Origin of the sequence: Biomaibacter acetigenes (genome assembly GCF_003691585.1) — a bacterium.
GTDB classification, from domain to species: Bacteria; Bacillota; Thermosediminibacteria; order Thermosediminibacterales; family Tepidanaerobacteraceae; genus Biomaibacter; species Biomaibacter acetigenes.
Window position 1 is genome coordinate 792,544 of sequence record NZ_CP033169.1, and the last position, 26,533, is coordinate 819,076.

General features: G+C 44.7%; 23 protein-coding genes. 21 read left to right on the top strand and 2 right to left on the bottom strand.

The features are described 5' to 3' along the window. Positions 1 to 11 precede the first annotated feature (11 nt). The 7 genes from D2962_RS03875 (at position 12) to ligA (ending at position 7,285) form a co-directional block, all read left to right on the top strand. Positions 12 to 425 carry a universal stress protein gene (locus D2962_RS03875; protein WP_120765349.1) on the top strand — a complete coding sequence of 138 codons (414 nt, stop codon included), beginning with the start codon at positions 12 to 14 and terminating at the stop codon, positions 423 to 425. A 29-nt stretch (positions 426 to 454) separates the two neighbouring features. After that, positions 455 to 982 carry a phosphatase PAP2 family protein gene (locus D2962_RS03880; RefSeq protein ID WP_245984884.1) on the top strand — a complete coding sequence of 176 codons (528 nt, stop codon included), beginning with the start codon at positions 455 to 457 and terminating at the stop codon, positions 980 to 982. Between the two features lie 83 nt (positions 983 to 1,065). After that, positions 1,066 to 1,218, top strand: a complete 153-nt coding sequence (locus tag D2962_RS17425; protein WP_162991092.1) for a hypothetical protein — start codon at positions 1,066 to 1,068, stop codon at positions 1,216 to 1,218. A 78-nt stretch (positions 1,219 to 1,296) separates the two neighbouring features. Beyond that, a complete protein-coding gene (locus D2962_RS03885; protein ID WP_122014197.1) occupies positions 1,297 to 2,448 on the top strand; it encodes an MGDG synthase family glycosyltransferase in 1,152 nt (383 codons plus the stop codon). Positions 2,449 to 2,564: 116 nt separating this feature from the next. After that, positions 2,565 to 2,873, top strand: coding sequence for a YerC/YecD family TrpR-related protein (locus D2962_RS03890; protein WP_120765346.1), 309 nt, complete (start codon positions 2,565 to 2,567; stop codon positions 2,871 to 2,873). Between the two features lie 37 nt (positions 2,874 to 2,910). Further along, a complete protein-coding gene (gene pcrA, locus D2962_RS03895; RefSeq protein WP_122014198.1) occupies positions 2,911 to 5,115 on the top strand; it encodes a DNA helicase PcrA in 2,205 nt (734 codons plus the stop codon). A 148-nt stretch (positions 5,116 to 5,263) separates the two neighbouring features. Further along, positions 5,264 to 7,285 (top strand): NAD-dependent DNA ligase LigA, encoded by a 2,022-nt coding sequence (gene ligA, locus D2962_RS03900; RefSeq protein ID WP_122014199.1) that lies wholly within the window; start codon positions 5,264 to 5,266, stop codon positions 7,283 to 7,285. Between the two features lie 36 nt (positions 7,286 to 7,321). On the opposite strand, the gene D2962_RS03905 is transcribed toward ligA, so the two are convergent. After that, on the bottom strand, positions 7,322 to 8,503 hold the full coding sequence (locus tag D2962_RS03905) for a 6-phosphofructokinase (RefSeq protein WP_122014200.1): 1,182 nt from the start codon (positions 8,501 to 8,503) through the stop codon (positions 7,322 to 7,324). A gap of 177 nt (positions 8,504 to 8,680) precedes the next feature. Here D2962_RS03905 and D2962_RS19820 point away from each other — a divergent pair, with 177 nt between their 5' ends. The 12 genes from D2962_RS19820 (at position 8,681) to pgmB (ending at position 23,343) form a co-directional block, all read left to right on the top strand. Next, on the top strand, positions 8,681 to 8,824 hold the full coding sequence (locus D2962_RS19820; RefSeq protein WP_120765342.1) for a hypothetical protein: 144 nt from the start codon (positions 8,681 to 8,683) through the stop codon (positions 8,822 to 8,824). Between the two features lie 286 nt (positions 8,825 to 9,110). After that, positions 9,111 to 9,386, top strand: a complete 276-nt coding sequence (locus D2962_RS03915) for an ABC transporter substrate-binding protein (RefSeq protein ID WP_162991093.1) — start codon at positions 9,111 to 9,113, stop codon at positions 9,384 to 9,386. Positions 9,387 to 9,578: 192 nt separating this feature from the next. Continuing rightward, positions 9,579 to 10,460 (top strand): bifunctional 5,10-methylenetetrahydrofolate dehydrogenase/5,10-methenyltetrahydrofolate cyclohydrolase, encoded by an 882-nt coding sequence (locus D2962_RS03920; protein ID WP_120765340.1) that lies wholly within the window; start codon positions 9,579 to 9,581, stop codon positions 10,458 to 10,460. Between the two features lie 161 nt (positions 10,461 to 10,621). Further along, positions 10,622 to 10,858, top strand: coding sequence for a hypothetical protein (locus D2962_RS03925; RefSeq protein ID WP_122014201.1), 237 nt, complete (start codon positions 10,622 to 10,624; stop codon positions 10,856 to 10,858). A gap of 101 nt (positions 10,859 to 10,959) precedes the next feature. Continuing rightward, positions 10,960 to 13,236 (top strand): ASKHA domain-containing protein, encoded by a 2,277-nt coding sequence (locus tag D2962_RS03930; RefSeq protein ID WP_222927671.1) that lies wholly within the window; start codon positions 10,960 to 10,962, stop codon positions 13,234 to 13,236. Between the two features lie 286 nt (positions 13,237 to 13,522). After that, positions 13,523 to 13,726, top strand: a complete 204-nt coding sequence (locus D2962_RS03935) for a hypothetical protein (protein ID WP_122014203.1) — start codon at positions 13,523 to 13,525, stop codon at positions 13,724 to 13,726. A gap of 404 nt (positions 13,727 to 14,130) precedes the next feature. Next, positions 14,131 to 15,153: a LacI family DNA-binding transcriptional regulator gene (locus tag D2962_RS03945; protein ID WP_120765337.1), complete on the top strand. Its 1,023-nt coding sequence runs from the start codon at positions 14,131 to 14,133 to the stop codon at positions 15,151 to 15,153. Between the two features lie 120 nt (positions 15,154 to 15,273). After that, complete coding sequence (locus D2962_RS03950; RefSeq protein WP_120765437.1) at positions 15,274 to 16,086, top strand: carbohydrate ABC transporter permease; 813 nt, start codon at positions 15,274 to 15,276, stop codon at positions 16,084 to 16,086. 1 nt (position 16,087) lies between these two features. Further along, on the top strand, positions 16,088 to 16,918 hold the full coding sequence (locus D2962_RS03955; RefSeq protein ID WP_120765336.1) for a carbohydrate ABC transporter permease: 831 nt from the start codon (positions 16,088 to 16,090) through the stop codon (positions 16,916 to 16,918). A gap of 75 nt (positions 16,919 to 16,993) precedes the next feature. Then, the gene (locus tag D2962_RS03960; RefSeq protein WP_122015728.1) at positions 16,994 to 18,205 is read left to right on the top strand and encodes an ABC transporter substrate-binding protein; all 1,212 of its coding nucleotides are present in this window, start codon (positions 16,994 to 16,996) and stop codon (positions 18,203 to 18,205) included. Positions 18,206 to 18,280: 75 nt separating this feature from the next. Beyond that, complete coding sequence (locus D2962_RS03965) at positions 18,281 to 20,668, top strand: glycoside hydrolase family 65 protein (protein ID WP_122014205.1); 2,388 nt, start codon at positions 18,281 to 18,283, stop codon at positions 20,666 to 20,668. Continuing rightward, positions 20,650 to 23,343 carry a beta-phosphoglucomutase gene (pgmB, locus tag D2962_RS03970; protein WP_122014206.1) on the top strand — a complete coding sequence of 898 codons (2,694 nt, stop codon included), beginning with the start codon at positions 20,650 to 20,652 and terminating at the stop codon, positions 23,341 to 23,343. Before D2962_RS03965 ends, pgmB begins: the two co-directional genes overlap by 19 nt. Before the next feature lie 112 nt (positions 23,344 to 23,455). Here the strand turns inward: pgmB and D2962_RS03975 are convergent, their stop codons facing one another. Next, positions 23,456 to 24,295 (bottom strand): ATP-binding protein, encoded by an 840-nt coding sequence (locus tag D2962_RS03975; protein ID WP_122014207.1) that lies wholly within the window; start codon positions 24,293 to 24,295, stop codon positions 23,456 to 23,458. A gap of 196 nt (positions 24,296 to 24,491) precedes the next feature. On the opposite strand from D2962_RS03975, the gene D2962_RS03980 reads away from it, so the two are divergent. Both D2962_RS03980 and D2962_RS03985 read left to right on the top strand, forming a co-directional pair. Beyond that, positions 24,492 to 25,820 carry a L,D-transpeptidase family protein gene (locus tag D2962_RS03980; RefSeq protein WP_122014208.1) on the top strand — a complete coding sequence of 443 codons (1,329 nt, stop codon included), beginning with the start codon at positions 24,492 to 24,494 and terminating at the stop codon, positions 25,818 to 25,820. Between the two features lie 128 nt (positions 25,821 to 25,948). Beyond that, positions 25,949 to 26,530: a nucleoside recognition domain-containing protein gene (locus D2962_RS03985; RefSeq protein WP_120765331.1), complete on the top strand. Its 582-nt coding sequence runs from the start codon at positions 25,949 to 25,951 to the stop codon at positions 26,528 to 26,530. The last annotated feature ends 3 nt before the right edge of the window (positions 26,531 to 26,533 follow it).

The window sequence follows — 26,533 nt, forward strand, 5'->3', positions numbered from 1 at the left end:
GGGGATCTGCCATGATGGTCTTATTTGACCCTGGAGTTGAGCACAGAATAATGGTCTGTGTTACGCCCCAAAGAAGCTGTGAGAGATTGATAGAAAGGGGAGCAGCCAGGGCCAAAGAAGTGGGCGGGCAGTTTGTGGTAATATATGTAAACAAGAGGCAAGAGCTAAACCGCGAGTTAAAGGAACATAAGATTCTGCTTGAACTCTTTGAAACTGCAAAAAATTTAGGAGGAACCGTTTCAATTTTATCTGGAGATAAAATATACAATACGCTGGCCGATTTTGCCAAGAATAATAAAATAACACACATAGTGGTGGGAAAATCTTTGCGTTCGGCCTTTGAGATCCAAAAACATGGTGAAGTTATAAATCCGCTTATTAAAGAAGTGGAAAAGAGCGGAATACAGGTGGAAGTTGTAGATTAAACGGCAAAATGTATCAAGGGGGACTTTTTTTGAAGGGCCTTTTGAATTACCTTTATCAAAAAGATACAAAGGTTTTCGTTTATTTCAACAAAAAAATGAGGTGTAGAATACTTGACTTTATAATGCCCCGCATTACACACCTGGGTGGGGCCATCTTTACCATGCTCCTGTGTTTTATTCTCTATGTTTCTGGCCATAAGGATGCAAAGATTGCGGCCACCGAGGCCTTTATAACCATCACCGGGAGTCAGGGCATAGTACAGTTATTTAAGAGGAGGATATACCGCAAGCGCCCGTATATGGTACTGCCCGAAGTAAATACATTTTGGAGCAAACTTTTAAAAGACTACTCCTTTCCTTCGGGCCATACGACTGCAGGCTTTTCTCTGGCAGCAATTATCGCCATGTATTTTCCGGCTTACAGTCTCATTACCTATTCGCTGGCAGCCATGGTGGGCATATCGCGGGTATATACCGGCATGCACTATCCTTCCGATGTCCTAAGCGGAGCTTTCCTGGGCACGGCGTTTGCCTTTTTGACTCATGCACTTCTCTAAATTAAAACTTTACCCAACATTAACTATTATTTAACTTTCCCTTAATCCTCCTTATGTATAATCAGCATAGGGGAGGAGTTGCCATGAAATATTTGTTGGCTTTTGTGGAAAACCATGATGAAAGTATTTTTTACTATATAAATAATCGCTTGAAGTGTCCTGTACTGGATTTTATAATGCCCAAAATAACGCATCTGGGAGGAACGTTTTTTGATGTTCCGCATCAGCCTGTTTGATCCGCACCCTTTTTGCAATCATCACCCACATTGTTTGGATAATTTTTTTATAAACTTTATCCGAAAGGTCGGTATGATATGTCTTACGGCAAGGTTTTGATCCTGTCGGAAAAATTTGGAGTGGGCCATGAGATGGCGGCTTTTGCTATCTCAAAAGGCATAAGGAAATTGTCTCCTCAGACGGAGGTAAAAATAATAAATTTTTTCCAGCAATTCCAGCCCTACCTTTCCAGGATGACCGTAAAGCTTTACCTCAAAGCTCTCGATATTACACCGGAAATATGGGGTTATTTTTATGAAAGAGAGCGAAACAAAAAAAAGGCTACTGTTGTAAAAAAGATGATTCAAATGGGAGCCTCATTTATTTTAAGGGAAATAATTGAGAGGGAAAAACCCGACATGATAGTTTGTACCCATCCTTTTCCCTGCTGTGTGGCATCAAGGTTGAAGCGAAAAGGGCTTTCCGTGCCATTGGTGGCGGTGATAACCGACTTTGATGTCCACGGTTTCTGGATAAATGAGGGAGTTGATGCATATATAATAGCCCACGAATTTATGATGAAGTCTATGATGAAGTTTGGAGTAGACCCAGGCAAAATATATCCCACAGGGATACCTATAGATCCAAACTTTGATACATTTCACGGCAAGATAGCCGCAAAAAAGATGCTGGGCTTTAAGGAGGACCTTCCGCTGGTGTTAATGGCAGGCGGAGGTCTGGGTATAAATGGGCTTGACGTCAGTTTCGTTGAATCTTTAAGCCATGCACCGTTACAGCTCGCCGTTATTTGCGGTAAAAATCAGTCCCTCCAGAGAAATCTTCTGGCCTTGACTCACCATAACAATTTGGACAATATAAAAGTATACGGCTTTGTGGAAAATATGTGCGATTTTATGGAAGCTGCGGATCTTATCATAACAAAGGCCGGGGGCTTGACACTGGCGGAGGCTCTAGCTCGGGAGCTTCCTGTAGTCATTTACAACCCTCTTCCTGGCCAGGAGGAAAGAAATGCGGAGTTTTTACTGAAAAACGGTGCGGCCAGGAGAGCTCGAAACCGAGATGTGCTTCTGAAACTCGCTATAAATCTCCTGCAGGATGAAGAAAAGCTTCTCCGCATCAAGAACAAGGAGGCGCAGCTCAAAAAGCTTTTTTCCGCCAAAAAAGCGGCAGCTATTTTGCTCAACCTGATGGAAGAAAAAAATGATCTGATGGAAATGGTTGTGGACTAAAAACCGTACTCCATTCAAAGATTAAAAAGCCCCAAAAAAATTTTGAATTTATAGAAGGAATCAACGGATTCGTGGCGAAAAAATGTATAGTAATGAATTTGATATGGGGTGGTGTCATGGAACTAGAAAGGCTGGAGGACGAAAGCATCGATAGGCTTTTCGATGCCATTTTGCTTTTAAAAACCAGGGAAGAATGTTACCGTTTTTTTGAGGATATCTGCACTATAGGCGAAGTAAAGGCTATGGCTCAGAGGCTTCAGGTGGCGGAGATGCTAAAAAAAGGGTTCACCTACACCGATATCGCTCAGAACACTGGGGCCAGCACTGCCACCATAAGCCGGGTCAAGCGCTTTTTAAATTACGGTGCCAATGGTTATAATATGGTTTTAGAGAGGCTCGGCAAAAGGGAAAGTGAAAAAATTTAGCGTGGTTTCCACGCTTCTTTTATTCGGGAGGGTTTTGATGAATTTTTTAGAAGATTTAAATCCGGAACAGAAGAAGGCAGTAACACATCCGGGGGGTCCGCTCCTCGTCCTGGCTGGAGCCGGCAGCGGCAAGACCCGGGTGCTCACATACAGGGTGGCTTACCTTATTGAAAAGGCAGGAGTCAGACCGGAAAACATACTGGCCATAACCTTTACCAACAAGGCTGCCCGGGAAATGAAGGACAGGATCGAAAAGCTGTTTCCGGGAGTCCATGGGCTTCTGGTGAGCACCTTTCATTCTGCATGTGTACGTTTTCTAAGATCTGATATAGACAGGCTCGGCTACAACAGGAATTTCATCATCTTCGATACCCAGGACCAGCAGGTACTGATGCGGGAGTGCTTGAAAGCCCGCAATATAGATGAAAAGAAATATACTCCCTCGGGGGTGCTGAATTACATCGGCAGGGCCAAGGATAGACTTCTCACCCCGGAAAAATGCATGGACCGGGCAAAGGACATCCGGGAAAGGACCATGGCGGAATTATATGAGCTTTACCAGAGGAGGCTCAGGGAAAACAATGCCATGGACTTTGATGACCTCATAATGAATACGGTAGAGCTCTTTCGGCAAAATCCTGAAGTGCTCTCATATTATCGCAGGAGGTTTTCCCATATCCTGGTGGATGAATATCAGGATACCAACCGGGCCCAGTATGAGCTTGTAAGATTGATGGCCCAGGAGCACAGGAACTTATGTGTAGTGGGCGATGATGACCAGAGTATATACGGCTTTCGGGGAGCCGACATAAGAAACATCCTGGACTTTGAAGAGGATTTCCCCGATGCCACGGTGATACGCCTGGAACAGAACTATCGTTCTACGGGAAACATCCTGGATGCGGCAAATCATGTTATTGACCACAATTTCGGGCGCAAAAAAAAGACCCTGTGGACCAAAAATGAAACCGGTGAAAAAATTCGCTGCGCTTCACTGGAAGATGAGCATGAAGAGGCTTTTTTTATTGCCCGGGAAATTGAATACCTTATCAGAGAAAAGCGACTGGATTACGGGGACTTTGCAGTGCTTTACAGGACCAATGCCCAGTCCAGGGTATTGGAGGAAATCATGCTGAAGATGGGTATTCCATATAAAATGGTGGGAGGCATAAGGTTCTACCAGAGGAAGGAAGTAAAGGACCTGCTGGCATATCTGAGGGTGTCGGCCAATCCTTCGGACAATGTGAGCCTCATAAGGATAATAAATGTGCCCCGCAGGGGAATAGGAGATGCTACCGTAAACAACCTGAGAGCCATATCCGATGAAAATGGAATAAGCATTTATGAGATAATAAAAAGGATAGGGGAATTTCCCATTTCCACATCTTCCAGGGGTAAATTATTAAAATTCGGCAGCCTCCTGGAAGACCTGATGAAATTGGCAAAAACAATGGCCGTTTCCGACTTTATGAACTATGTACTGGAAAAGACGGGATATATGGCAGAACTTGAGGCCGAGAACACCCCCGACGCTATAAGCCGCATGGAGAACCTGAAGGAAATGGTGGGGGCTGCACTGGAATTTGAAAAAAGGGCTCCCGGTGGAAACCTGGAGGATTTTCTGGCGGAAGCCGCGCTGCTTTCCGATGTGGATGACCTTTCGGAAGCGGAGCAGGCGGTGATTCTCATGACATTGCACAGCGCCAAGGGATTGGAGTTTCCGGTGGTGTTCCTGGCGGGCATGGATGAAGGTATTTTTCCCCACTCCAGGTCTATGCTGGATGAAGATGAGCTGGAGGAAGAGCGGCGCCTCTGTTATGTAGGCATAACCCGGGCCAAAAAAATCCTGTATCTCACCCGGGCCTGGCGGAGGAATATTTACGGCAATACGTCGTATTATTCAGCTTCAAGATTTATTAATGAAATTCCACCGGAATTACTGGAGGAAATAGCACCGGGCGGGCAAGGGGCTGAATTTAAAGCCGCGGCGGCCAGAGACCACCTTGATTCTCAATTTATGTTTGGCACCAGGACGCCAACTGCGCCCGCATCTGGAGGTTCGAGCTATTCCGGTTCTTCTGGAGGCCTCAAGCCCGGGGATAGAGTAAAACACTCCAAATGGGGCGAGGGTACCGTGGTGGACCTCGATGGAATGGACGAAGATGCTGAGATTTCCATAAACTTTCCATCGGTGGGATTAAAACACCTGATACTAAAATACGCGCCGATAATAAAAATATAATATTAGTGTCACAATTTTAGATAAATAAACCATTTCCTAAAAGGCGGCTTGAAATTTTTCTTTAACTTTTATAAAATGGGGAAAAAGGATTTTGAGATTTTACGCATTCTAGGGATGTAAGCTAAATTCGCTTTGGGAGGGTGTTTGCTTGGACAAAGGAAAGGCCGAAGCCCGCATTAAAGACCTAAGGGAAAAAATAAATTACCACAACAAGCAATACTATGTCTATGACAACCCTGTTATATCCGATGCCGAATATGATAAACTGATGCGGGAACTGGAAAGTCTTGAAAGGGAGTTTCCGGAGTTCGTAACCCCCGATTCCCCCACCCAGAGGGTGGGCGGGGAGCCCCTGCCGGCCTTCCGTCAGGTGACTCACCGGGTGCCCATGATGAGCCTTGCCGATGCCTTTGATGAAGGAGAACTTAAAGATTTTCACCGGCGGGTGACGGAAGCCGTGGGACAGGATGTGGAGTATGTGGTGGAGCTCAAGATAGACGGGCTTGCCATCTCCCTGACATATGAAAACGGGCTTCTTATAACGGCGGCTACCCGGGGAGATGGAGTAGTGGGGGAGGATGTGACCCAAAACATCAAGACCATAAAGAGCGTACCTCTGCGCCTGGATTTTCCTGAAGATAAAAAGCCTTCTATAATAGAAGTTCGGGGAGAGGTTTACCTTCCCAAAGAAGGATTTAGAAAGCTCAACGAAGAGCGGGAGGATATGGAGCTTCCACTCTTTGCTAACCCTCGAAATGCGGCGGCGGGGTCCCTCCGGCAGCTAGACCCAAAAATCACTGCTTCCAGGCCCCTTTCTACCTTCATGTACGCCCTGGGGCACGTAGAAGGAGTAGAATTTACCAAACATATAGAGGTATTAGAGTTTTATAAAACCTGTGGGTTTCGGGTAAACCCCGATATAGTGCTTTTTAAAAACTTCAATGATGTCATGGATTACTGCATGAGCTGGAGGGAAAAAAGGGATACGCTGCCTTACGAAATAGACGGCATTGTAATAAAGGTAAATTCTCTTGAACAACAGCGCATCCTGGGCTTCACCGCCAAAAGCCCCCGTTGGGCCATCGCATATAAATTTCCTGCGGAGCAAAAAACTACGGTCATAAACGATATCATAGTCCGGGTAGGAAGGACCGGGGTTTTGACCCCCACGGCGGAGCTTACACCGGTCCGCATCGCAGGTTCTACGGTCAGCAGGGCTACCCTCCACAATGAGGATTATATAAAGGAAAAAGATATTCGCATAGGAGATACTGTGGTAGTGCAAAAGGCCGGTGATGTGATACCGGAAGTGGTAGAGGTCATAAAAGAAAAGCGCACCGGTAATGAAAAAGTTTTTAAAATGCCCCACCGTTGCCCGGAATGCGGAGCCGAGGCCATAAGGCTTCCGGGTGAGGCCGCCTATCGGTGCACGGGGGTTTCCTGCCCGGCTCAAATAAGGCGGAGCATCATACACTTTGTATCAAGGGATGCCATGGATATCCGGGGCCTGGGGGAAGCCATCGTAACGCAGCTTCTATCGGAAGGCCTTATAAAGGATGCGGCAGATATCTATAAACTCACCCGGGAGGACCTGGTACCCCTGGAGCGAATGGGGGAAAAATCCGCCGCCAACTTGCTTTCAGCTATTGAAAATAGTAAGAGCCGGCCCCTGGGAAGACTCATCTATGCCCTGGGCATTCCTTTTATAGGCTCCAAGGCCGCTACTATCCTGGCCGATGCCTTCGGTTCCATGGAGAAACTGGAGAAGGCCACTTATGAAGAACTTATCGATATCCCGGAAATCGGCGACAAAATGGCCGAAAGTATCGTCACCTTTTTTAAACAAGACCAGACCAGACGGCTTCTTTCCCGCCTCAAAGCCGCCGGGGTAAACATGGGAGCGGAAAAGAAAGAAAAGAGCGAAGAAGGCCCTTCGCCGTTTAAAGACCTGACCTTTGTGCTGACGGGGACTCTCAAGCATTACACCCGTCCTCAGGCCACAGAGATCATAGAAAAACTGGGAGGGAAAGTAACCGGCAGTGTGAGCAAAAAGACCGACTACGTGGTGGTAGGAGAGGACCCGGGTTCTAAATACGATAAGGCAGTGAAGCTGGGAGTAAAAATACTGAACGAGGAACAGTTCGAGCAAATGTTAGGTAGAAATATGTAAAAAAGAGTGCCGCAAAAGGCACTCTTTTTTATATAGCTATATGAATCTTACGTATTTCGGCAAGCCCTTTTCATAGGGCACCCGGGCTTCTCCCTGCACCAGAGGAAGCATATAATCAATGGCTTCCCGGGTTACCCAGCGGTTATATTTATCGATCCATTCCAGGGGGAATGTCTTTATCTTACCGGCAATGTCACCCAGGGGAACCGGAGATGTTTTAAACCCGCCTTCGGTCCTTACAATGGATACCATGATGTCGGTCATGCCGTCCATGGCATATTTTACTCCGTCGCTTCCCACCATGACCGCTACGTCGTTGTCTACCCTGGAGGCGATATGGGCGGCGCTCCTCTGGAGGATGCTGAGCTCCACGGCTTTTACCCGTTTTTCCACGTTGGTTTTGACCAGATGCTCCAGGTATTTGCCTATACCTCCCATCTGCATGTTGTTGAAGGCATCGGCAGAACTCTCTCTCAAATATGCATATTGTCCATCTTTGTTTTTCAGTCCTTCCGATGCGGTAATAAACACTTTTTTCTTTTTACTGTAAGCCCTTTCTACATCCTTTAAAAATTCATTTTCATCAAAAGGCATTTCCGGAAGATAAATGAGGTGGGGCGAATCTATCACTTTATCTTTTGCCAGGGCGCTGGCTGCGGTCAAAAAGCCGCTGTCCCGACCCATAATTTCCACAATGGTGATGATACCTTTGTCATACACATCTGAATCTAGGGCCATCTCTTTCACAGAAGCGGCAACGTACTTTGCAGCACTGCCGTAACCCGGGCAAAAATCGGTAATGGGCAGGTCATTATCTATGGTTTTGGGAATTCCTACGGCCTTGATGTCATATCCTACTTTCAGTGCGTACTTTGACAGCTTATTGGCGGTGGTCATGGAATCATTGCCACCTATATAGAAGAAATAACCTATATTGTATTTGTCAAAGATTTTAAAAACAGTCTCAAACTCATCTTCTTTCAGCTTGTGACGGCAGGAGCCGAAAGCCGATGAGGGAGAATAGCGCAGCACCTCCAGAGTCATATCGTCGATATCCGTCATTTCAATGAGGTTTTCTTTCATGAGACCTTCAACACCGTATCTTGCCGCATAGATCTTCCCGCCGCTCTTCTTGGCTTCTTTGATGATTCCGTAGCAGCTGGCATTAATGACTGCTGTGGGTCCTCCCGACTGGGCAAAAAGGACATTCCGGGTCATTTTATCCCCTCCAAGAAAATTATTTTATTTAGTCGGCTTATTTTGATGCTTTACTTTCTCCGTGGTCTATCACAGGAGAAATACTACAACTATTTGAGATTGTCATTAAAAGGTTTTCAATTCTCATTTTACTATATTTTTTTTACAGAGACAATTATTTTGTAAACTGTTCCAGACATACAAGGCCAGTGGGCACAAAAAGAAATAGAACGATTGGCAGGCATGGGCATAGTAAAAGGGATATCCCAGATAACCCGGCAAGAAATGGCTGCCATGATAGCAAGGACCATGGCCAAAATTGGTATAAACACTTTTATATAAAAAATAAAGAGAATCAGCTTTACTGCAATACGAGGCGGGACTTATGATCTGAAGGAAGAAACCTAGTATAAAAAACATCAACATTGATATAGGTACATTTATAGAACTTGCTGACAAGAATTTGTATGAGGCAAAAAGGAGCGGTAGAAACAAGACTATTGGGTGTATGTGATACTAAAAGAACAAGGGAATTATTAGGGAATTATGAAACGTATTTACAAAATACAATTAATAAACTATAATGTTTAAATATACAGCTAATCCCGTTTCTGAGAACAAAGGTCCGATGAAGTTTGACAAAATCACTGTAAAATTCATTCCCGACGGTTTTACCCGAGTAGGAGAACTTGAATCGGGCAACGCGGATATTGTTATAAACGTTCCACTGGAGAATATAGAAAAACTTGAGCAAAATAAAGACGTCCAGCTTTTTAAATACCTCCAGACGGGTGTGGATTTTATAGCTATTAACACTCAGGTTGAACCCTTGAATGACATTAGAATCAGAACTGCCATGGCCCTGGCCATAAATTCACTGGAGAAAGGCCGGGCCTCGTGCTGAGGAAAAAATAGTACAGCTATTCATAGAAGCTGAAAGTATGTTCCACAAGCCTTGCACATCTTCGACTGCATAGATGTGGATGAAAAGGGCCGCATCTCAGGCTTATTTTAAAAAATATGCCAGGGAACGAAAAGTAGCACCGAAGTGACTTTCATAATAAAATAGGTGAGAAAGGAAAGGAGAATTTTTCGGATGGCAACCCTTCTGAAAGGCAAAGAAGTGGCGGAAGCCTTAAAACAAAAGCTTACCGTCGAAGTGGAAAATTTAAAACAAAAAGGCATTACCCCGGGTCTTTCCATAGTCATAGTGGGAGATAGGGCCGACTCCGCCGCATATATAAAAGGTGCGGTAAAAAGGTGCACCGAAATAGGTATTGATTGCAGAGTAGAGGAACTACCAGGTGATATGTCTCAGAAGGACTTTATTGATGACCTGCACCGATTAAACAATGATCCTGCCGTAAACGGCATATTGATAATGAGGCCTCTTCCCTCCCAGATATCCGAAAACGCGGTGAAATACGAGATATCTCCGGAAAAAGATGTAGACTGCATGAGTCCCGTAAACGTAAGCAAAATCATGAGTGGTGAAGATGGAGGATTTGCTCCCTGCACACCCTCGGCGGTGATGGAGATACTTCACCATTACGGCATAGAACCCGAGGGTAAAAGAGTGGTGGTCATAGGTAGGAGCATGGTGGTAGGTAGACCACTTTCCATGATGCTTTTAAAGGAACATGCCACCATCACCGTGTGCCATACTAAGACTCGCGACCTTGCCGAGGAGACCCGCAGGGCGGAAATACTGGTGGCTGCCGCCGGCAAAGCCAGAATGGTAAAAAAAGACATGGTATCGAAGGATGCCATAGTCATCGATGTAGGCATAAACTTCGATGAAGACGGCAAGATGTGTGGTGACGTGGATTTTGATGAAGTAAACCCGGTGGCAGGTATGATAACGCCGGTGCCCGGCGGTGTGGGAGCAGTTACCTCCACTATTCTGGCAAAACACGTAATCGAAGCTTGTAAGGTGTCAAGTTTAAAAACAATGAAGTTTATGTGCCCGAAGTATTAATAGCTGCGAGAGCTATGCAGAGATGTCGCATCAGCAGCCGAAAAAGCAAAAGATCTGGTGCAACAAAGAAAGGCTACTTAATATCAAATAAAAACCACCCTGGCGGACTTTATGCCCGCCTTATTTTAAGGCTTTCTATATAAAAAACTGAGGTGTTAAAGATGCATGTGGTCGAGATGACCGTAAAGCCGAACAAAGCAGAGATTCTGAGGAATCTGGGTTATAAGGATATAAAAAAAGTCCCTGGGGATGTTCATGCGGAAGTGGAAAAAGCTCTGGAGGAATCATCAAGTTTGATTTCACCAAAGGTATGTTATGAGAATTTCAACTTTACCGTCGATAAAGTGCGAAAAAAATCCTTCTTTCGGGAGGAAACTATTTTTCCGGCGATTATATAGTAAAAAATCTTTCGAGTGCCGATTATATTACGGTAGCCATAACCACTCTGGGCCCCGGAATAGATGAGAAATCCGCCTCATATTTTCAGGCAGGAGATTATATGCGGGGCATGATATTTGACTGTATAGGCAGTTCTGCTTTAAATGCATTAAACCGTCTTTTCTGGCTGGAACTTGTCAAGAAAGTTAAAGAATCCGGAAACGGCATTACCCACCGCCTTTCCCCGGGGCACAACGATTGGGACATAAAAGACCAGGCCACGGTGTTTAAACTGCTGGACGATGGTTCCATCGGTGTCACCCTTAATGACAGCTTTATGATGAACCCTGTAAAATCTCTGAGCGTAGTTTACGGAATAGGAAAGGGTTTGGAAATTTCCACCGTGGACCATGATTGTATCGACTGTGAATTGGAAGATTGCACTTACAGGCTAATGCCCAGGAAACAGCATCACGTTCAAGTCGTAATAAACGGACAGATAAGAGAAATTACAGTATCTCACGGTGCGAATCTTTTTTTTGCCCTTCTGGAAAACGGCATCCATGTGCCCAATGCCTGTGGAGGCAAGCGGACCTGCGGAAAATGCAAAGTGAGGATAGAAGGTCTAAAAGACATCGATTTAAGTCCGGAAGAGCAAAAACTTTTGTCGTCCGACGCAAAAGGACAGGGTTTTCGCCTGGCCTGTTTTACTGCGGTGGATCAGAATATAAAGGTATATATCCCTGAAGACAGCAACAAAGCCGTCATACTTACGGAAGGGGAAAAGGAACAAAATATCATAAAATCATTGAACCCCCGCATCAAAAAAGTAGCGATGGACCTTCCGCTTCCGTCGCTGGAAGACCAGAGGGATGATGTTACAAGGCTTATCCGAGGTTTAACGGTCACAACTTCCGACTCTGCTGCAAGTTTAGAACCTGAAGTTTCCGATATAGAAAATTCAATAGTTTCGGCAAGTTATGATAAAATAAAGATACCCCTTCAATTATTATCAAAAATCCCGGAAATTCTTAAGGGAAATAAATACAAGGTTTCTTGTGTAATACGGCAAAATTTAGATAATTCATCTTTAATTGAGGATAAAAGCTCTTACGAAATAATTTCAGTAGAAGAATCCAAGAGCGCCGATAAATTCTTCGGCATCGCAGTAGACATTGGAACCACCACCATTGCGGCATATCTTTACGATATAAAATCCACCAGGAAGATAGATATTGCTTCATCGTTAAATCCTCAGAGAATTTACGGAGCAGACGTCATTACCAGGATAAACCATACGATGGAAGATGATAAAGGTCTAAAGCAGCTACAGAAACTTATAATAGCTGAATTGAACGACATCATAACTAAATTTTGTAAGAAAAACGGATTATCGCCCCGGCATATCTATGAGTTAACTGCGGTGGGCAATACCACCATGATGCACCTGTTTTTAGGCATTCCCTGCAAGAACATAGCCAATGCCCCTTACATCCCTGCCTTTACCGATAAAACCGAAACCAAAGCCCGGGAACTGGGAATAAACATAAATCCCGAGGGTTACATCATTACCCTCCCCATGGTTTCCAGCTATGTGGGAGCCGATACCGTGGCTGCGGTCCTGGCCAGCCGTATGTATGAAAAAGAGGAAATAGGACTGCTTTTGGACATAGGCACCAACGGTGAAATAGTCCTGGGTAATAGAGAGAAGTTACTGGCCTGCTCTGCTGCCGCCGGTCCTGCCTTCGAAGGCGCCGGGATAACCTTCGGCATAGGTGGAGTGGTGGGAGCCATAGACCATGTAGATTTTGGCAAGAATCCAATATATACCACCATCGGAGGCGCTCCTCCGGTAGGACTATGCGGCTCGGGAGTCGTAGATGCCATTGCCCAGCTTGTAAAATGGGGAATATTGGAAGAGACCGGGAAGGTGAAACAAGAGGATGAGATCGAGGGCCAAATTCCTCCCGAAATCCTTGCAAGAATTACCGATTATAAAGACAAGAGGGCTTTTCTGCTGGATGAAAGAACCGGCATATACCTTACCCAGCAGGATGTGAGGCAGATACAGCTGGCAAAAGGAGCTATATATGCTGGGATAAAGATACTCATGAACCATATGGGCATTACGCCCGGTCAAATAAATAGGGTCTACTTTGCAGGAGGTTTCGGCAACTATATAAGTGTGGAAAGTGCGGTTACCATAGGCCTTATTCCCAAGGAATTGAAGCATAAAGTTTCTCAGATAGGCAATGCGGCCGGCACGGGCGCTATCATGGCCCTGCTTTCCGATGATGAGCTCAAGATTGCAAACGACATAAAAAACAGGATAAAATATATTGAACTATCTGCTGAGTCGTCTTTCCAGGAAGAGTTTATGGGAGCAATGTATTTTTGATTTTGTGTAAAAAGTTCCTCTAGGTGTCTGTGAATGCCTAGGCACCGGATTGTTCGGCAAGCCACTCTAAAGCCCGCTCCTTCGCTCCGCAGGGCTAAAGCCGGCAATTCGGCGTGTGCCTTGCTGCCGGCCGGCATGCATCCTTGCATGCCGCCCCTGCTCCGCTTGTTTCGGGCTTAAGAGTGGCTATGACCTCACTTTATGGTGCCGCCGGCCTTCACATGCCACCTCTACCGACTTTCTACATCAGAATCATTTTTCATTTTGTGTAAAAGGAGTGACATCAATGACTAAGGTTACCATCGACCCCGGGATCTGCGGCTTCCCCATCATCGCGTACCAGATCTCCCAATATCCATGTATTTTCCAGTATGACGGATTTAAAGCCCTTTTCAAATTGGATCGCTATTTTGTCTCCCAGGTCCTTGCTTCCGGGAAGGCCGTATTGTGCGATACCCACAGGGCCGCTGATGAGGTGGGCGTTTTATAAAATTTATAACATCTATTGAGCGCTTTTCGCCGTCTCAACGCACAAGGCACGCGCCGACATCAAGCTTATCCTCTTATCACTTATTATATTGCCTTGTTTAGGAAGAATCAATTGTTTTTTGTACAGTTCAGACCTTTTGCCTTGCACAATAGTTTTCCTGAGGATATAAAGCTCGCGTCAACACCACCAAAGTTTTTTCATGCAATTAAAGATCATCAAGAGATGATGAATGGTATGTTATTAAAATAATTTGATGATAAGTATTGAATTATTTTGCAAGTTATGATAAAATGAAATCGTAAACGGTTACGGAAAGTTTAGATGCATACTCCGAACGAGTGAAGAAACATCGGCACTGTTCAAGATGCTGAATAGATCATGAAAATTGTTAGAAGGGATATGCTTTGCCTGATATAAAAGATGTCGCAAAATTGGCAAATGTATCAATAGCCACCGTTTCCAGGGCTTTCAACAACAAGCCCGATGTAAGTGAAAAGACTAAAAAAAAGATATTTGATATAGCAAAGCAAATAGGATATGAACCCAGCATCCCGGCTCGTACCCTGACTAAAAGAAAAACCAATATTCTGGGGCTTATCGTGCCGGATATTTCAAACCCCTATTACGGGGAGGTAGTCAGAGGGATTGAGGATACCTGCCACATATACAGTTATAATGTAATATTGTGCAATGCCGACAACCGTCGAGAAAAGGAATTCCAGTACATCGACATATTAAAAAACCGCTGGGTGGACGGTATAATATTTCATAGCGACTATTTTTTAAAAGAGCATTTTGAGGCGTTTAAATCCAAGAATATCCCCGTTGTCCTGGCCGGCAGAGCTACGGAGCTGGATACGGCTTATGTGGCCATAGATAATTTTAAAGCCGCTTACGATGCAGTAAATTACCTGATTTCCCTGGGCCATGAGCGTATAGGTATCATCCACGGGCCTCTGGACGGCATGAAAGAAACCGTAGACAGTGTGGCAAGGCTCATGGGATATAGAAAAGCCCTTGAAGAGGCGGGGCTGAATGTGTATGACGAGCTTCACATGGAAGCCGATTTTAAGGCAAAAGGAGCTTTTTTGGCTGCAAAAAAAATGCTGGAAGGCAGGATAAAACCCACAGCCATTTTTGCCATAAGCGATATGATGGCCATGGGTGCCATCAATGCCATATATGACAGCGGCTTAAGATGCCCGGAGGATATATCGGTCATGGGATTTGACAATATAGACTTGTGTGAGGTCACGAGACCGGCTCTAACTACAATTGCTCAGCCCATGTATGAAATCGGAGCCATAGCTGCCAGAATGCTCATTAAAATGATTGAAAACCGAGAAACAGGCAGCATACAACCTAAAAAAATTATTTTAGATCATAAACTGATGATCAGAGATTCCTGTAGTCGAATAAAAAATTAAATATTTTTTTAAAATGTATCGTAAACGGTTACGTTTTCAAAAATTATGTTTTGAAACCGGAGGGAGTGAAGTATCGTGCAGATTAATACATTTATTAAAAAATACAAGCTTGAAATCATCATGATTGCTCCCCTATTACTTTATATTTTAGGGTTTACTCTTTATCCCATCATCAACACAGTTATCATGGGCTTTCAGGATTCCGTTACGGGAATTTTTACCCTGGAAAATTACAGAGAAATCGTTGGAAAAGTAGAATTCAAAAGCGCTCTTTTTAATACCGTAGCTTTTGCTTTAATGAGCCTTACTATGGAAATGGTTGCCGCTATGGGCATAGCTCTCGTCTTAAAAAGGAAGTTTAGGGGCAGAGGATTGTTGCGCTCCCTGCTGTTGGTGCCCATGGGGGTACCTACGCTGGTATCGGGCGTAGCCATGACCTATATATTCAATATACATGGATACCTCAATGAAATGCTGTGGCGCCTGCATATCATTAACATTCCGGTAGATTGGGCCGGCGGCGGATTTAAAACTCTGATGATGGTTTCTTTCGCAGATATGTGGAAGGTGACGCCCATGGTCATCCTCATCCTGCTGGCAGGCCTTGAAAGCATTCCGGGAGAAGTTTACGAGGCGGCCGGAATCGATGGTGCCACTGCCTGGCAGACCTTCAGAAACGTGACCCTGCCGCTTTTAAAGCCCTCCATTACCATGGCTCTGGTGTTGAGAGGTATCGACGCCTTCAGAGTGTTTGAATTGATGCTGGTGCTGGCCGGAAGGACCATGCCGGTTATTTCCACCTTTGCCTATGATGAATACAACACTTACTCCAACGCATACTCTTCAGCGGCGGCATCCACCATCCTTGTTGTCATCATTGCCGTATTTATCACGGCCTATTTGAAAATAGTAAGTTCCGGGGAGGAGCGTTGACATGAGGAAGATTGATTTTGGAGAAAAGCTTTCCAATACTTTATACCTACCCTTCGCCTTTTTGGCCATGGTGGCCATGATCATACCCGTATATATTCTCTTTAAGGTGTCAGTGAGTTCTCCCCAGGAGATTTTGACCGCTCATCCTTCATTTCTTATAAGAAGTTTTACTTTTAATCATTGGAGGCAGATTTTAAGATCAGGAGGATTATGGGCTCCTTTAACAAAAAGTTTCCTGGTGGCTACCATTACTACCGCTGCAGCAGTGGTAATAGCTGCTCCGGCAGCTTATGTAATAGCCCGGATGCCTTCCAAAATCAAATACGCCATCGTGCTTTCACTGTTTCTCTTGAGAATGTTTCCTGAAGTGGCCATAGCGCTGTCTATTTCGGTACAGTTTTTAAAGTGGAATCTCATTGATACAAATATAGGACTTGTTATGGCTCACCTCATTTTAAACCTGCCCTTTGCCGCATGGATCCTGGTGGGAACTTTTGAGACTATTCCAAAAGATTTAGAAGAGGCTGCTCTGGTGGATGGAGCGGGAAAAGTCATGTCACTTTTAAAGATAATCATGCCTCTGGCCATGCCGGGCATTGCGGTGGCAGCCATGTTTGTATGGCTTAACTCCTGGAATGAGTTTACCTATGCACTGTATCTTACCATGTCTAAAAGGACTCTTCCACTTCAAACATATTATTATGTGGTGAGAGGGGGGTGGTTTGACGCAGCTACTTACGCCACCATTCTTATGATACCGGTTTTGCTGGTAACATTCTTTTTGCAGAGGTACATGAAGGGGGGATATCTATCGGGAGCCGTTAAAGGTTAAAACTTATACTATCACAAAAAATTAAAAGTGGGGGTTTTAAGAGTGAATAAAAACATTTTAGGTAAGATTTTGGTTATGGCGATCATCGCCTCTCTGGTAGTTACAATGGTAGTGGGGTGCGGCAGTAAAGGAGTTTCCGATGCAAGGAAAAAAGTGCTTAAGGTATCTATGGGCCTGGCTGAAGAGGAATGGAAAGTCATGAGGGAAGATATATTCCCGGATTTTGAAAAAAAATATGGAGTAAAAATAGAGCCGGTCCAGATGGAAGCCGGAGATGCGGTTAAAAAGCTGGAGTCCATGCATAAAGCCAATGCCATGGATATAGACCTTATAACTCAGGACAATATGCAGCTGGCGCCGCTGGTTGATAAAGGGCTGATGGAAGACCTTTCTTCCTATAGAGATATGATACCCAAGGAGGTAATCCCGGCGCTGGTCCCGGTGGGTGAGTTTAGCGGAAAACTTTACTTTATGCCCTACAGGCCCAATGTGGAAATTACTTTTTATAACGAGAAAAAGTTTAATGAATATGGTTTAAAACCGCCCACCAACTGGGAAGAACTTTTACAAGTGGCCAGGACTTTTAAGGAAAAGGAAGGCATGGGCAGGGTGGTAATCAAAGAGAATCTTGGCCCTGACAGCACCATTCATATGTTTGACCTCATAAGATCAGCCGGAGGAGATCCTGTAGTACTAAACGATGAAGGCTCAGTTAAAGCCTTTACATTCCTGAAAGAGTTACAACCTTATCTGTCACCCGAGTCCAAGAAAGCCGACTGGAATACTCCCAATCAATATCTAGCAACCGATAGCGCCTATTTGATCCAGAACTGGCCCTTCACTTCCGTTGTGGTGGTAAAAGACGGGGGCAAGAAGGAGATTAAAGCATATCATGGTTGGAGCGGCCCCGTAAAGGAATCACATGTGCTGGGTGGAGAGGTCATCGGCATACCCAAAAACGCCCCCAACAAGGAAATGGCCGTTAAATTTATGGAATATCTCATGAGCAAAGAAGTGCAGGAAAAACTGACATCGAAGCTGGGCTGGCCTTCAATGAGGACCGATGCCTACGGAAAGGTTGAAGATTGGCAGAAACCATACTTTGAGGCTGTGAATGAAGCTTTAAAATATGCTGAACCCAGGCCCAACCTAACATACTGGGCCGATGTAGATAAAGCTGTAAACAGTGCCTTAAGGGAGATAATCTTTGAGGGCAAGGATATAAAGGCTACCCTCGATAAATATCATGATGCCATAGAACAGGCAAAAAAATCTGCCGGCCAATAGTAAGAAAAAGGCGGACCATGTATCGGAAAGCTACTTTCCGGTGCATGGTCCAGTAAACTCTGGAGGATATGATGTATGAACACAAGCAATGGACGTAAAATCATTTACCCTTTTGATGAATGGCAAATTAAGGAAACTGAATTTAACATAGGTACAAACTACAGAAATGAAACCATTTTTACCACGGCCAACGGATATATGGGCATGCGGGGGAACCTTGAGGAGGGGTACAGCGGCCCGGAAAATACCACGTTTAACGCCGTTTACATCAATGGATTCTATGAAGAGTATGACATCGACTACCCGGAGGGTGGGTACGGACTTGCCCAAAAAGGCCAGGCTATGGTCAAAGTAGCCGATGCCAGGATGGTCAAGCTTATGATAGATGACGAACCCCTTGATTTACTTAAGGGTAAAATCCGCTCGTACGAAAGAATTTTACACATGAAAAAAGGTACTGTGGAAAGAAATTTCACATGGGAATCACCCGGGGGTAGGATAGTGGACGTTAGCATCAAAAGGATGGTTTCATTGACCAGGCCTCATCTTGCATTCATATTTTTTTCAGTGGTACCTGTTAATTTTGACGGCCAGCTGAAATTTATCTCTTTGATAAACGGTGATATACAAAATAGCCGGTATGACAAAAAAGACGTCGAAAAAGACGTCAGGGTTGGAGCCGGTATCGAGGGCAAAGTATTCCGGACCATAAAAACCGTTGCGGATAATACCATGGGATTTATGGTCCAGGAAACCAACCGGAGCGGTTTTAAACTTGCCTGCGCAGTAGAGCATAAGATATCTTGCGGCTTAGATCATTCTGTTTTAACTGAGGCAAAAGGTGACATGGTCCGGGTGGATATAACCGTAAAAGCCTCAAAAGGGAAATGTTACAATTTATCTAAATACATTTCATATTATACATCCCGGGATGACGTGGAAAATATCGAGGAATCGGCAATAAACGAAGTATCCAGGGCAAAACAGGATGGCATAAAGGTAATGGAGGATGAGCAAAAAAACTTTCTGGAAGCTTTTTGGGATGATGCCGATATAGTAGTTGAAGGAGATGCCGCTGCTGAGCAGGGGATTCGCTACAGCCTTTTTTCGCTGCTTCAATCGGCGGGCAGGGACAAAAAGACCGGTATAGCGGCCAAGGGCCTCACGGGTGAAGGCTATGGAGGTCAGTATTTCTGGGATACAGAGATATACATGCTGCCGTTTTTCATATATACAAGGCCCGAAACGGCAAAGAATCTATTGCTTCAGCGCTACAGAACACTGGATGCCGCCAGAGCCAGGGCATTGGAGCTGGGGCATAAGGGAGCCCTTTTTCCATGGAGGACTATAGACGGTCCGGAATGTTCCGCATACTTCCCGGCAGGGACCGCCCAGTACCATATAAATGCAGATATAGTCTATGCTATTAAACAATATGTAAAAGCAACTCAAGATCAGGAATTTCTATATAATTTTGGAGCCGAAATAATTTTTGAAACGGCCAGATTCTGGCAGGACCTGGGGTCATATATCCTTCTAAAGGGGAATAAGTTTTGCATCAATTGTGTCACTGGCCCCGATGAATATACCGCACTGGTGGATAACAATGCATACACCAACTATATGGCAAAAATGAATTTGGAGTATGCCGTTGAAGTTGCGAAAAAAATTAAAATGGAACGCCCCCAACTTTATGCAGCCCTGGCATCAAAAATTGGTCTTAAAGATGAGGAAATTTGCCGTTGGGAAAAGGCGGCCAGGAATATGTATCTTCCTTTTTCCGAAGAACTCGGTATTATTCCCCAGGACGACAGTTTCCTCTATAAAAAGAAGATCGACATAGATCTGATACCGGAAGATCAGTTTCCGCTGCTTTTACACTGGCATTATCTCAATATATACAGGCACCAATTATGTAAGCAGCCCGATGTGCTTCTTTTGATGTTGCTGATGAGAGAAAAATTTACCCCGGAAGAAATTAAGAAAAACTATGACTACTATGAACCTATAACTACCCATGATTCATCCCTTTCTCCTGCGGTTTTCAGCATACTGGCAAAAGAGATAGGTTATGACAGCAAGGCCTATAAATATTTTATCCAAACGGCCCGTATGGATCTGGATGATTATAACGGCAATACGAAGGATGGTATCCATGCAGCCGGTATGGGGGGCACCTGGCTTGCCGCCGTCTTTGGATTTGGCGGGATGAAAGTTGGAGACGGAGAACTTTGCTTTTCGCCGAAACTTCCGGTTCACTGGGATAGCATGACCTTTAAAGTGAGATATAGGGGCAGGAAACTCCTGGTAAAAGTGCAAAAGAGTGATATAAGTTTTACCCTTATGGAAGGGGACCCGTTAAAAATACGGTGTTTAGAAGAGGAGATGTTTTTGGAAAAAGGGGCCATGGTAAAAAAGGTATATATTTCCGGGGGGCATAAAAAATGCACTACGGCGGAGTGATTTTTGACCTGGACGGTGTCATCGCCGATACCGCCCGATTCCATTATGAAGCGTGGAAAAAACTGGCCTATGAATTGGGTATTTATTTTGATAAAAAAACAAATGAAAGACTTAAAGGAATCGGCAGGATGGAGTCCCTGGATATAATCCTCGAAAATAGCAACATTTCATATACTTTGGAACAAAAAAAGTATTATGCGGAAAAAAAGAACGAGTATTATAAACAGTTTATACAGACTCTAACACCTGACGATGTGCTGCCCGGTGTAAAGGAGCTCATGGAAATCCTGAAAAGAAAAGGTATAAAAACTGCTGTAGCTTCTGCCAGCAAAAACGCTCCTACAGTACTTAATAAGCTGGGAATAGCCTCCGAGTTTGACTATATCGTTGATGCGTCCAGGATCAGAAAAGGTAAGCCCGATCCAGAATTATTCCTGACCGCCGCAATAAATATCGGTGTAGAGCCTTCCGAATGCATAGGTATAGAAGATTCCGCAGCAGGCATCGAAGCCATTAAAAGGGCGGGCATGTTTGCCGTCGGCGTAGGGGACCCCAAGATACTTAAGAAAGCCGATATGGTATTAAAGGACTTAAAAGACTATGGTAAAATCGTTGATATAATAAGTGAAAATATTACGATAAATAATGACAGGATATTTATCGTAACCGACGGTAAAGGAAATATAAAGGAAGACCGTTATGGACTGTTTTACAAAGATACCCGCTTTCTGTCAAAATATGACCTTGAAATTGACGGTAAAAAACCAAAATTGTCCAAGATAACATCCGAAAAGAATTTTTCAAAGGAAATATCAATTGAATACAAAGAAGACGATAATGATCGTATCTTACAAATGTACAGGAAATCCTTTATATATGAAAACACATTTTATGAGAGTTTTGTTTTAAAAAATTGCGGATTAAAAACAGAAATCGCAAACGTTACACTGGATCTTGACGCGGATTTTAAAGATATATTCGACGTAAGGGGCTTTGCCGGGGGTATATACGGATCAAAGCCCGGGGTTCAAAGGGAAGCCCGACAGGTGGTTTTTGAATATACCGGTCTTGATGGGGTTTTAAGAAAGACTACGGTTCAGTTTAACCAAGATGCACGTTACGAGAAAAATAAGGTGGTTTTCATGGCAGAGCTTCCCCCAAATAAAGTTTTCACGTTCGAAGTCCATGTTAACGTAACGGTCGGAAATGAAAAAAAGGCGACAACCCTGGACTTTTATGAAGGACTCAAAACAGTTGAAAAAAGCTTTAACGAATGGAGTATGGAATGTGCCGAGGTTATTACCGATAATGAACGGTTTAATTCCCTGTACAAACGAAGTATTGAAGATTTAAGATCACTTCTGTTAAATTATGAAGGTTATCGCATCCCGGCGGCCGGCATCCCATGGTTTGCAGTGCCTTTCGGTAGGGACAGCATAGTTTGCGCGGTACAATCTCTAATGATAAACCCCGGTATTGCAAGGGATGTGCTGCTGCTTGCGGCAAAATATCAGGGCTTGAAATTAGACGGCAGGAGCGAAGAAGAACCTGGCAAGATATTTCATGAGATCCGAGAAGGTGAGTTCACCAATACAGGCATGGTGCCTTTCGGCCCCTATTATGGCACCCATGATGCCACACCGCTTTTTTTGGTGCTTCTTCATAAGTATTACAAATGGACCGGTGATATAGAGTTTTTAAGAAAGATGCTGCCTGCGGCGGAAAAAGCCCTGGAATGGGTGATATCCTATGGAGACAGGGACAATGACGGCTTTCTTGAATACATGAGGGCCGATGAAAAAGGTTTTACAAACCAGGGATGGAAGGATTCGGAGGACTCGGTGAGAGCAAGCGACGGCAAAATTGCGTCACCTCCCATAGCCCTTGCGGAGATTCAGGGATATGCTTATGATGCATATATGGGCATGGCCGAACTTTATAAGATATTGAAAGATACCGATCCCGGGAACATTAAAGATAAAGTTGAGGCACTCAAGAATAAAGCCGCTGCCTTAAGACGAAATTTCCATAAAGCCTTCTGGATGGAGGATAAAAAATATTTTGCCGAAGCCCTGGACAGGAATAAGAGGCAGGTGGATTCCATAACATCAAATCCGGGCCACTGTCTGTGGTCGGGGATTATCGATGGAGTCTATGCAAAATATGTGGCGGACAGATTGATCTCACCAGAGATGTTTTCGGGGTGGGGCATCAGGACCATGAGTTCAAAGGAGGCCGCCTATGATCCGGAAAGTTACCACAACGGCTCGGTATGGCCCCACGACAACTCCCTTATCGCCCTGGGATTTTCAAGATACGGGTTCTGGGAGCATCTAAAGGTGGTTTTCGATGCTCTGCTGGAAGCTTCGGCAGGATTTCACGGCCGCCTGCCGGAACTTTTCTGCGGCTATGATAAGAGAGAAAGGCCGCTTACGCAGTACCCTGTGGCCTGCAGCCCCCAGGCTTGGGCCGCCGCCTCACCTTTTGCCCTATTAGAAGCCATCCTGGGCATAAGAGTTGACGCCCAAAAGGGCATCGTTTCTCTGGACCCGACCCTGCCTGACAGCATAAACCATATTACTGTAAAAAGAATGCGGGTGGGAGAAAAACTATACGATTTTGAAGTGGAAAGGAAAAACGGGAAGGTAGAGTATAGTTTTAAAAAAGGCGCTTGAAGGTGGCGCCTTTTTTAAAACATTGTCATTTCTCTAAATCATTACCAACATCTTTGTCAGTCTCTAATCTTAAAATCAGAAAAAAAAAAAAAAGAGAGGCTTGTACCTCTCTTCAAATTATATTTCCTTCAATACTTATTTCTACGGTCTTAAGAGGAACGTTCTTGCCCGAGCGGGCGAGGGCCTCCCGGGCAATCTGTACCATGCCGTAGCAGCACGGCACTTCCATGTGAGCTACGGTGATGCTTTTTATGTCATTGTTCTTGATGATTTCAGCAAGCTTTTCTATATAGTAATTCCCATCATCAAGCTTGGGACAGCCCATGACCACCGCTTTTCCCTTCAAAAGTCCCAGATGATAGTTGGGATATGCCACCGCCACACAGTCGGCCGTGATCAAAAGGTCCACCCTGTCAAAATACGGTGCTTCCACCGGCACCAGCATGAGCTGCACCGGCCACTGACCCAGCTGAGATCTTATATTTATCTGCACATCTCCCGCTTTTGCCTCCACCATGTCCGCATCTTGACCTTCGTTTTTCGGAACGATCGCTGCGCTATCATTACTGGAATCTGTGCCTTTTCTCAAGTCCATCGACCGGGACCCAGGGCAAGAGCTGCCAATAGTTTCTCGTCTTAAATCCATCATCCTGCTGCCGGGGCAGAAAAAGCCATGCATATCATAGTCTGGTGAATGATTTTGACCATCTTTTACGCCAAGATGTTGCTTTACCGCCTCTTCATCGAATTCATCGGCTTCTCTTTCTATGATGGTAATTGCTCCCTGAGGGCATTCTCCCAGGCATGCCCCGAGGCCGTCACAGTACTTATCGGATATCAGCCGTGCCTTTCCGTCGATGATCTTTATAGCTCCTTCGGCACAGGCTGGCACGCACAGCCCACAGCCGTTGCACTTTTCCTCATCAAACCTGACGATCTTCCTTATTGCCACATTTATCAGCTCCTTTTTATAAATATTGATGCATTGGTTTCTCCGTTCGCTCCAACCATATACAATATATCATAAGTCTTAATTGAAATCTGTGACTTTGCTCACAGCTTTTTTATTTTCGGCTTACAGTCAAGTTCAGCATACTTTCATCATAAAAATAGTTAAGAAACACTGGAGATGAAAAGGAGCTGAGGGAATGAGGAAGTATTATTTTTTAATAAGTCTAATGATCATCGTGATATCCTGGATGGTTTTTTCAAAAACGAACCGCATCATCATTGAGCAACTGGATGATACCGGGACCGTCAAAATAACAGTCAATTTTCTTATACACATGGCTGCCCGAAATGTTGAAGATAAAATCCATTTTACTTCAGAAAGGCCCGGTGTAAAGATAATTAAAAATGCTCGTTGGTTAAACGATTCGACTTTAGAGATATTTGCAGTAGAGGAAGGTCTTCCTCGGGGGTTTTTGACGAGGCTTTACATAGAGCCGCTGAAAACAAGAATCCCCGGCTTATATAAAAGCGCAAAGGCCCTCTACCGGGCAAATATCTCGCCCTTTTTGATTGGGCTTTCTCCTGTAGCGCCTACTCGAGGCCCCATAGTATTAAATTTCAGCACCCCTATAAAAAAGGAAGGGCTTACAAAATACCTTGAGACAGATTTTAAATTTACCCTAAAGCCCGGCATGAACCTCGGGTTAGAAGGTAGGTTTTTTAAAGATTACAGCAAATGGTACATATTACCCGAAAAGGGACTTGAACCCGGAAAGAGCTACAGGCTTGATTTTGATGGATATATGGAAAATTTTACGGGAATGTCAAAGAAGGTGGAGTTTTCCAGAGCCTTTAAAGCGGCCACGGTGCCTCAAGTAGTTTCAACCAGTCCCTCCGATGGTCAAAAGGATGTGCCGGTCTATGGGCCTGTGATAATAAATTTTGATGTAGATATGGCGGAAGTTGCAGTAAAGATAGGGGGGATGACGGGGGACACGGTGGTGCAGGGGAGGACCGCCACCTATAAACCTCATGCGGCATTTTTGCCGGGGAGGACTTATGAAGCTGAGATTTGTGGAAAATCTTTATTCGGTGAGGTGATGAAACCCCTTAGTTTTAATTTTTCAATCATGGATATGGGGGATAAGTTGTGGGTGGAGGTAAATCTCCGACGGCTGCAAAAGGTAGTAATATATCGGGGCGCTAGGGCCATAAGGACTATGCTGGTCTCGGGAGGTCTTCCGGGACTGGAAAACGAAACACCCCTGGGATACTTTACCATAAAGGATAGGGGGGAGAGCTTTTGGTCGGAGAAATATAAAGAGGGGGCCCTGTACTGGGTAAGGATAAAAGGAGACTTTCTCTTTCATTCGATACCCCGGGACTTAGAAGGAAATATCATCGAGGAGGAGTACAAGAAGCTGGGGATTCCCGCCAGCCACGGTTGCATAAGGATGAGGGATGAAGATGCACGGTGGTTTTATGAAAATGTGCCTGAGGGGGCGATGGTAGTGATCCATGACTGAAAGGAGTATGAGGTCGGAGCCGGAAGTCTAAAGTCAGACTGGGGTCAACTTTGGGTTAGGCCCCAAAGTTGATTAAATCTGGTTTACCCTCTTTTGACACTACCTTTATTGAAAAGGAGATGCCACATATGAACTATGTATTTTCATTTCTTATCCTGAGCGGTATTTTTGTTGCGGCTATAAACGGTAGAGTAGATGTTATCGTAAATGCGGCGGTAACATCGGCGGAGGGAGCGGTGGAAAGGGCTATCAGTCTCATCGCCGTCATAAGCCTCTGGCTCGGTATCGCTCGGGTGGCCGAAAAGGCAGGACTTATTGATATCATGAGTAGAGCCATAGCTCCCTTTTTCCGGTGGCTTTTTCCATCAATACCCAAAGGTCATCCGGCGTTGGGATGCATATTGATGAACCTTTCCGCCAACATGCTGGGCTTCGGTAGCGCTGCCACGCCCTTTGGACTTAAGGCTATGCAGGAACTGCAGACATTAAATGAAAAACCCGACACCGCCACCGAGGCCATGTGCACTTTCCTGGCCATCAACACCTCCAGCGTTACCATTGTTCCTGCCACATTGGTAGCTCTAAGGGCCTCGGCGGGGTCCAAAAATCCCTCGGAGATAGTGGGGGCCGTGCTGTTTGCCACCGCATGTTCTACATTAGCCGCCATTGTAGGGGATTATGTTATGAGAGTGATTAACCATAAAAAATGATGC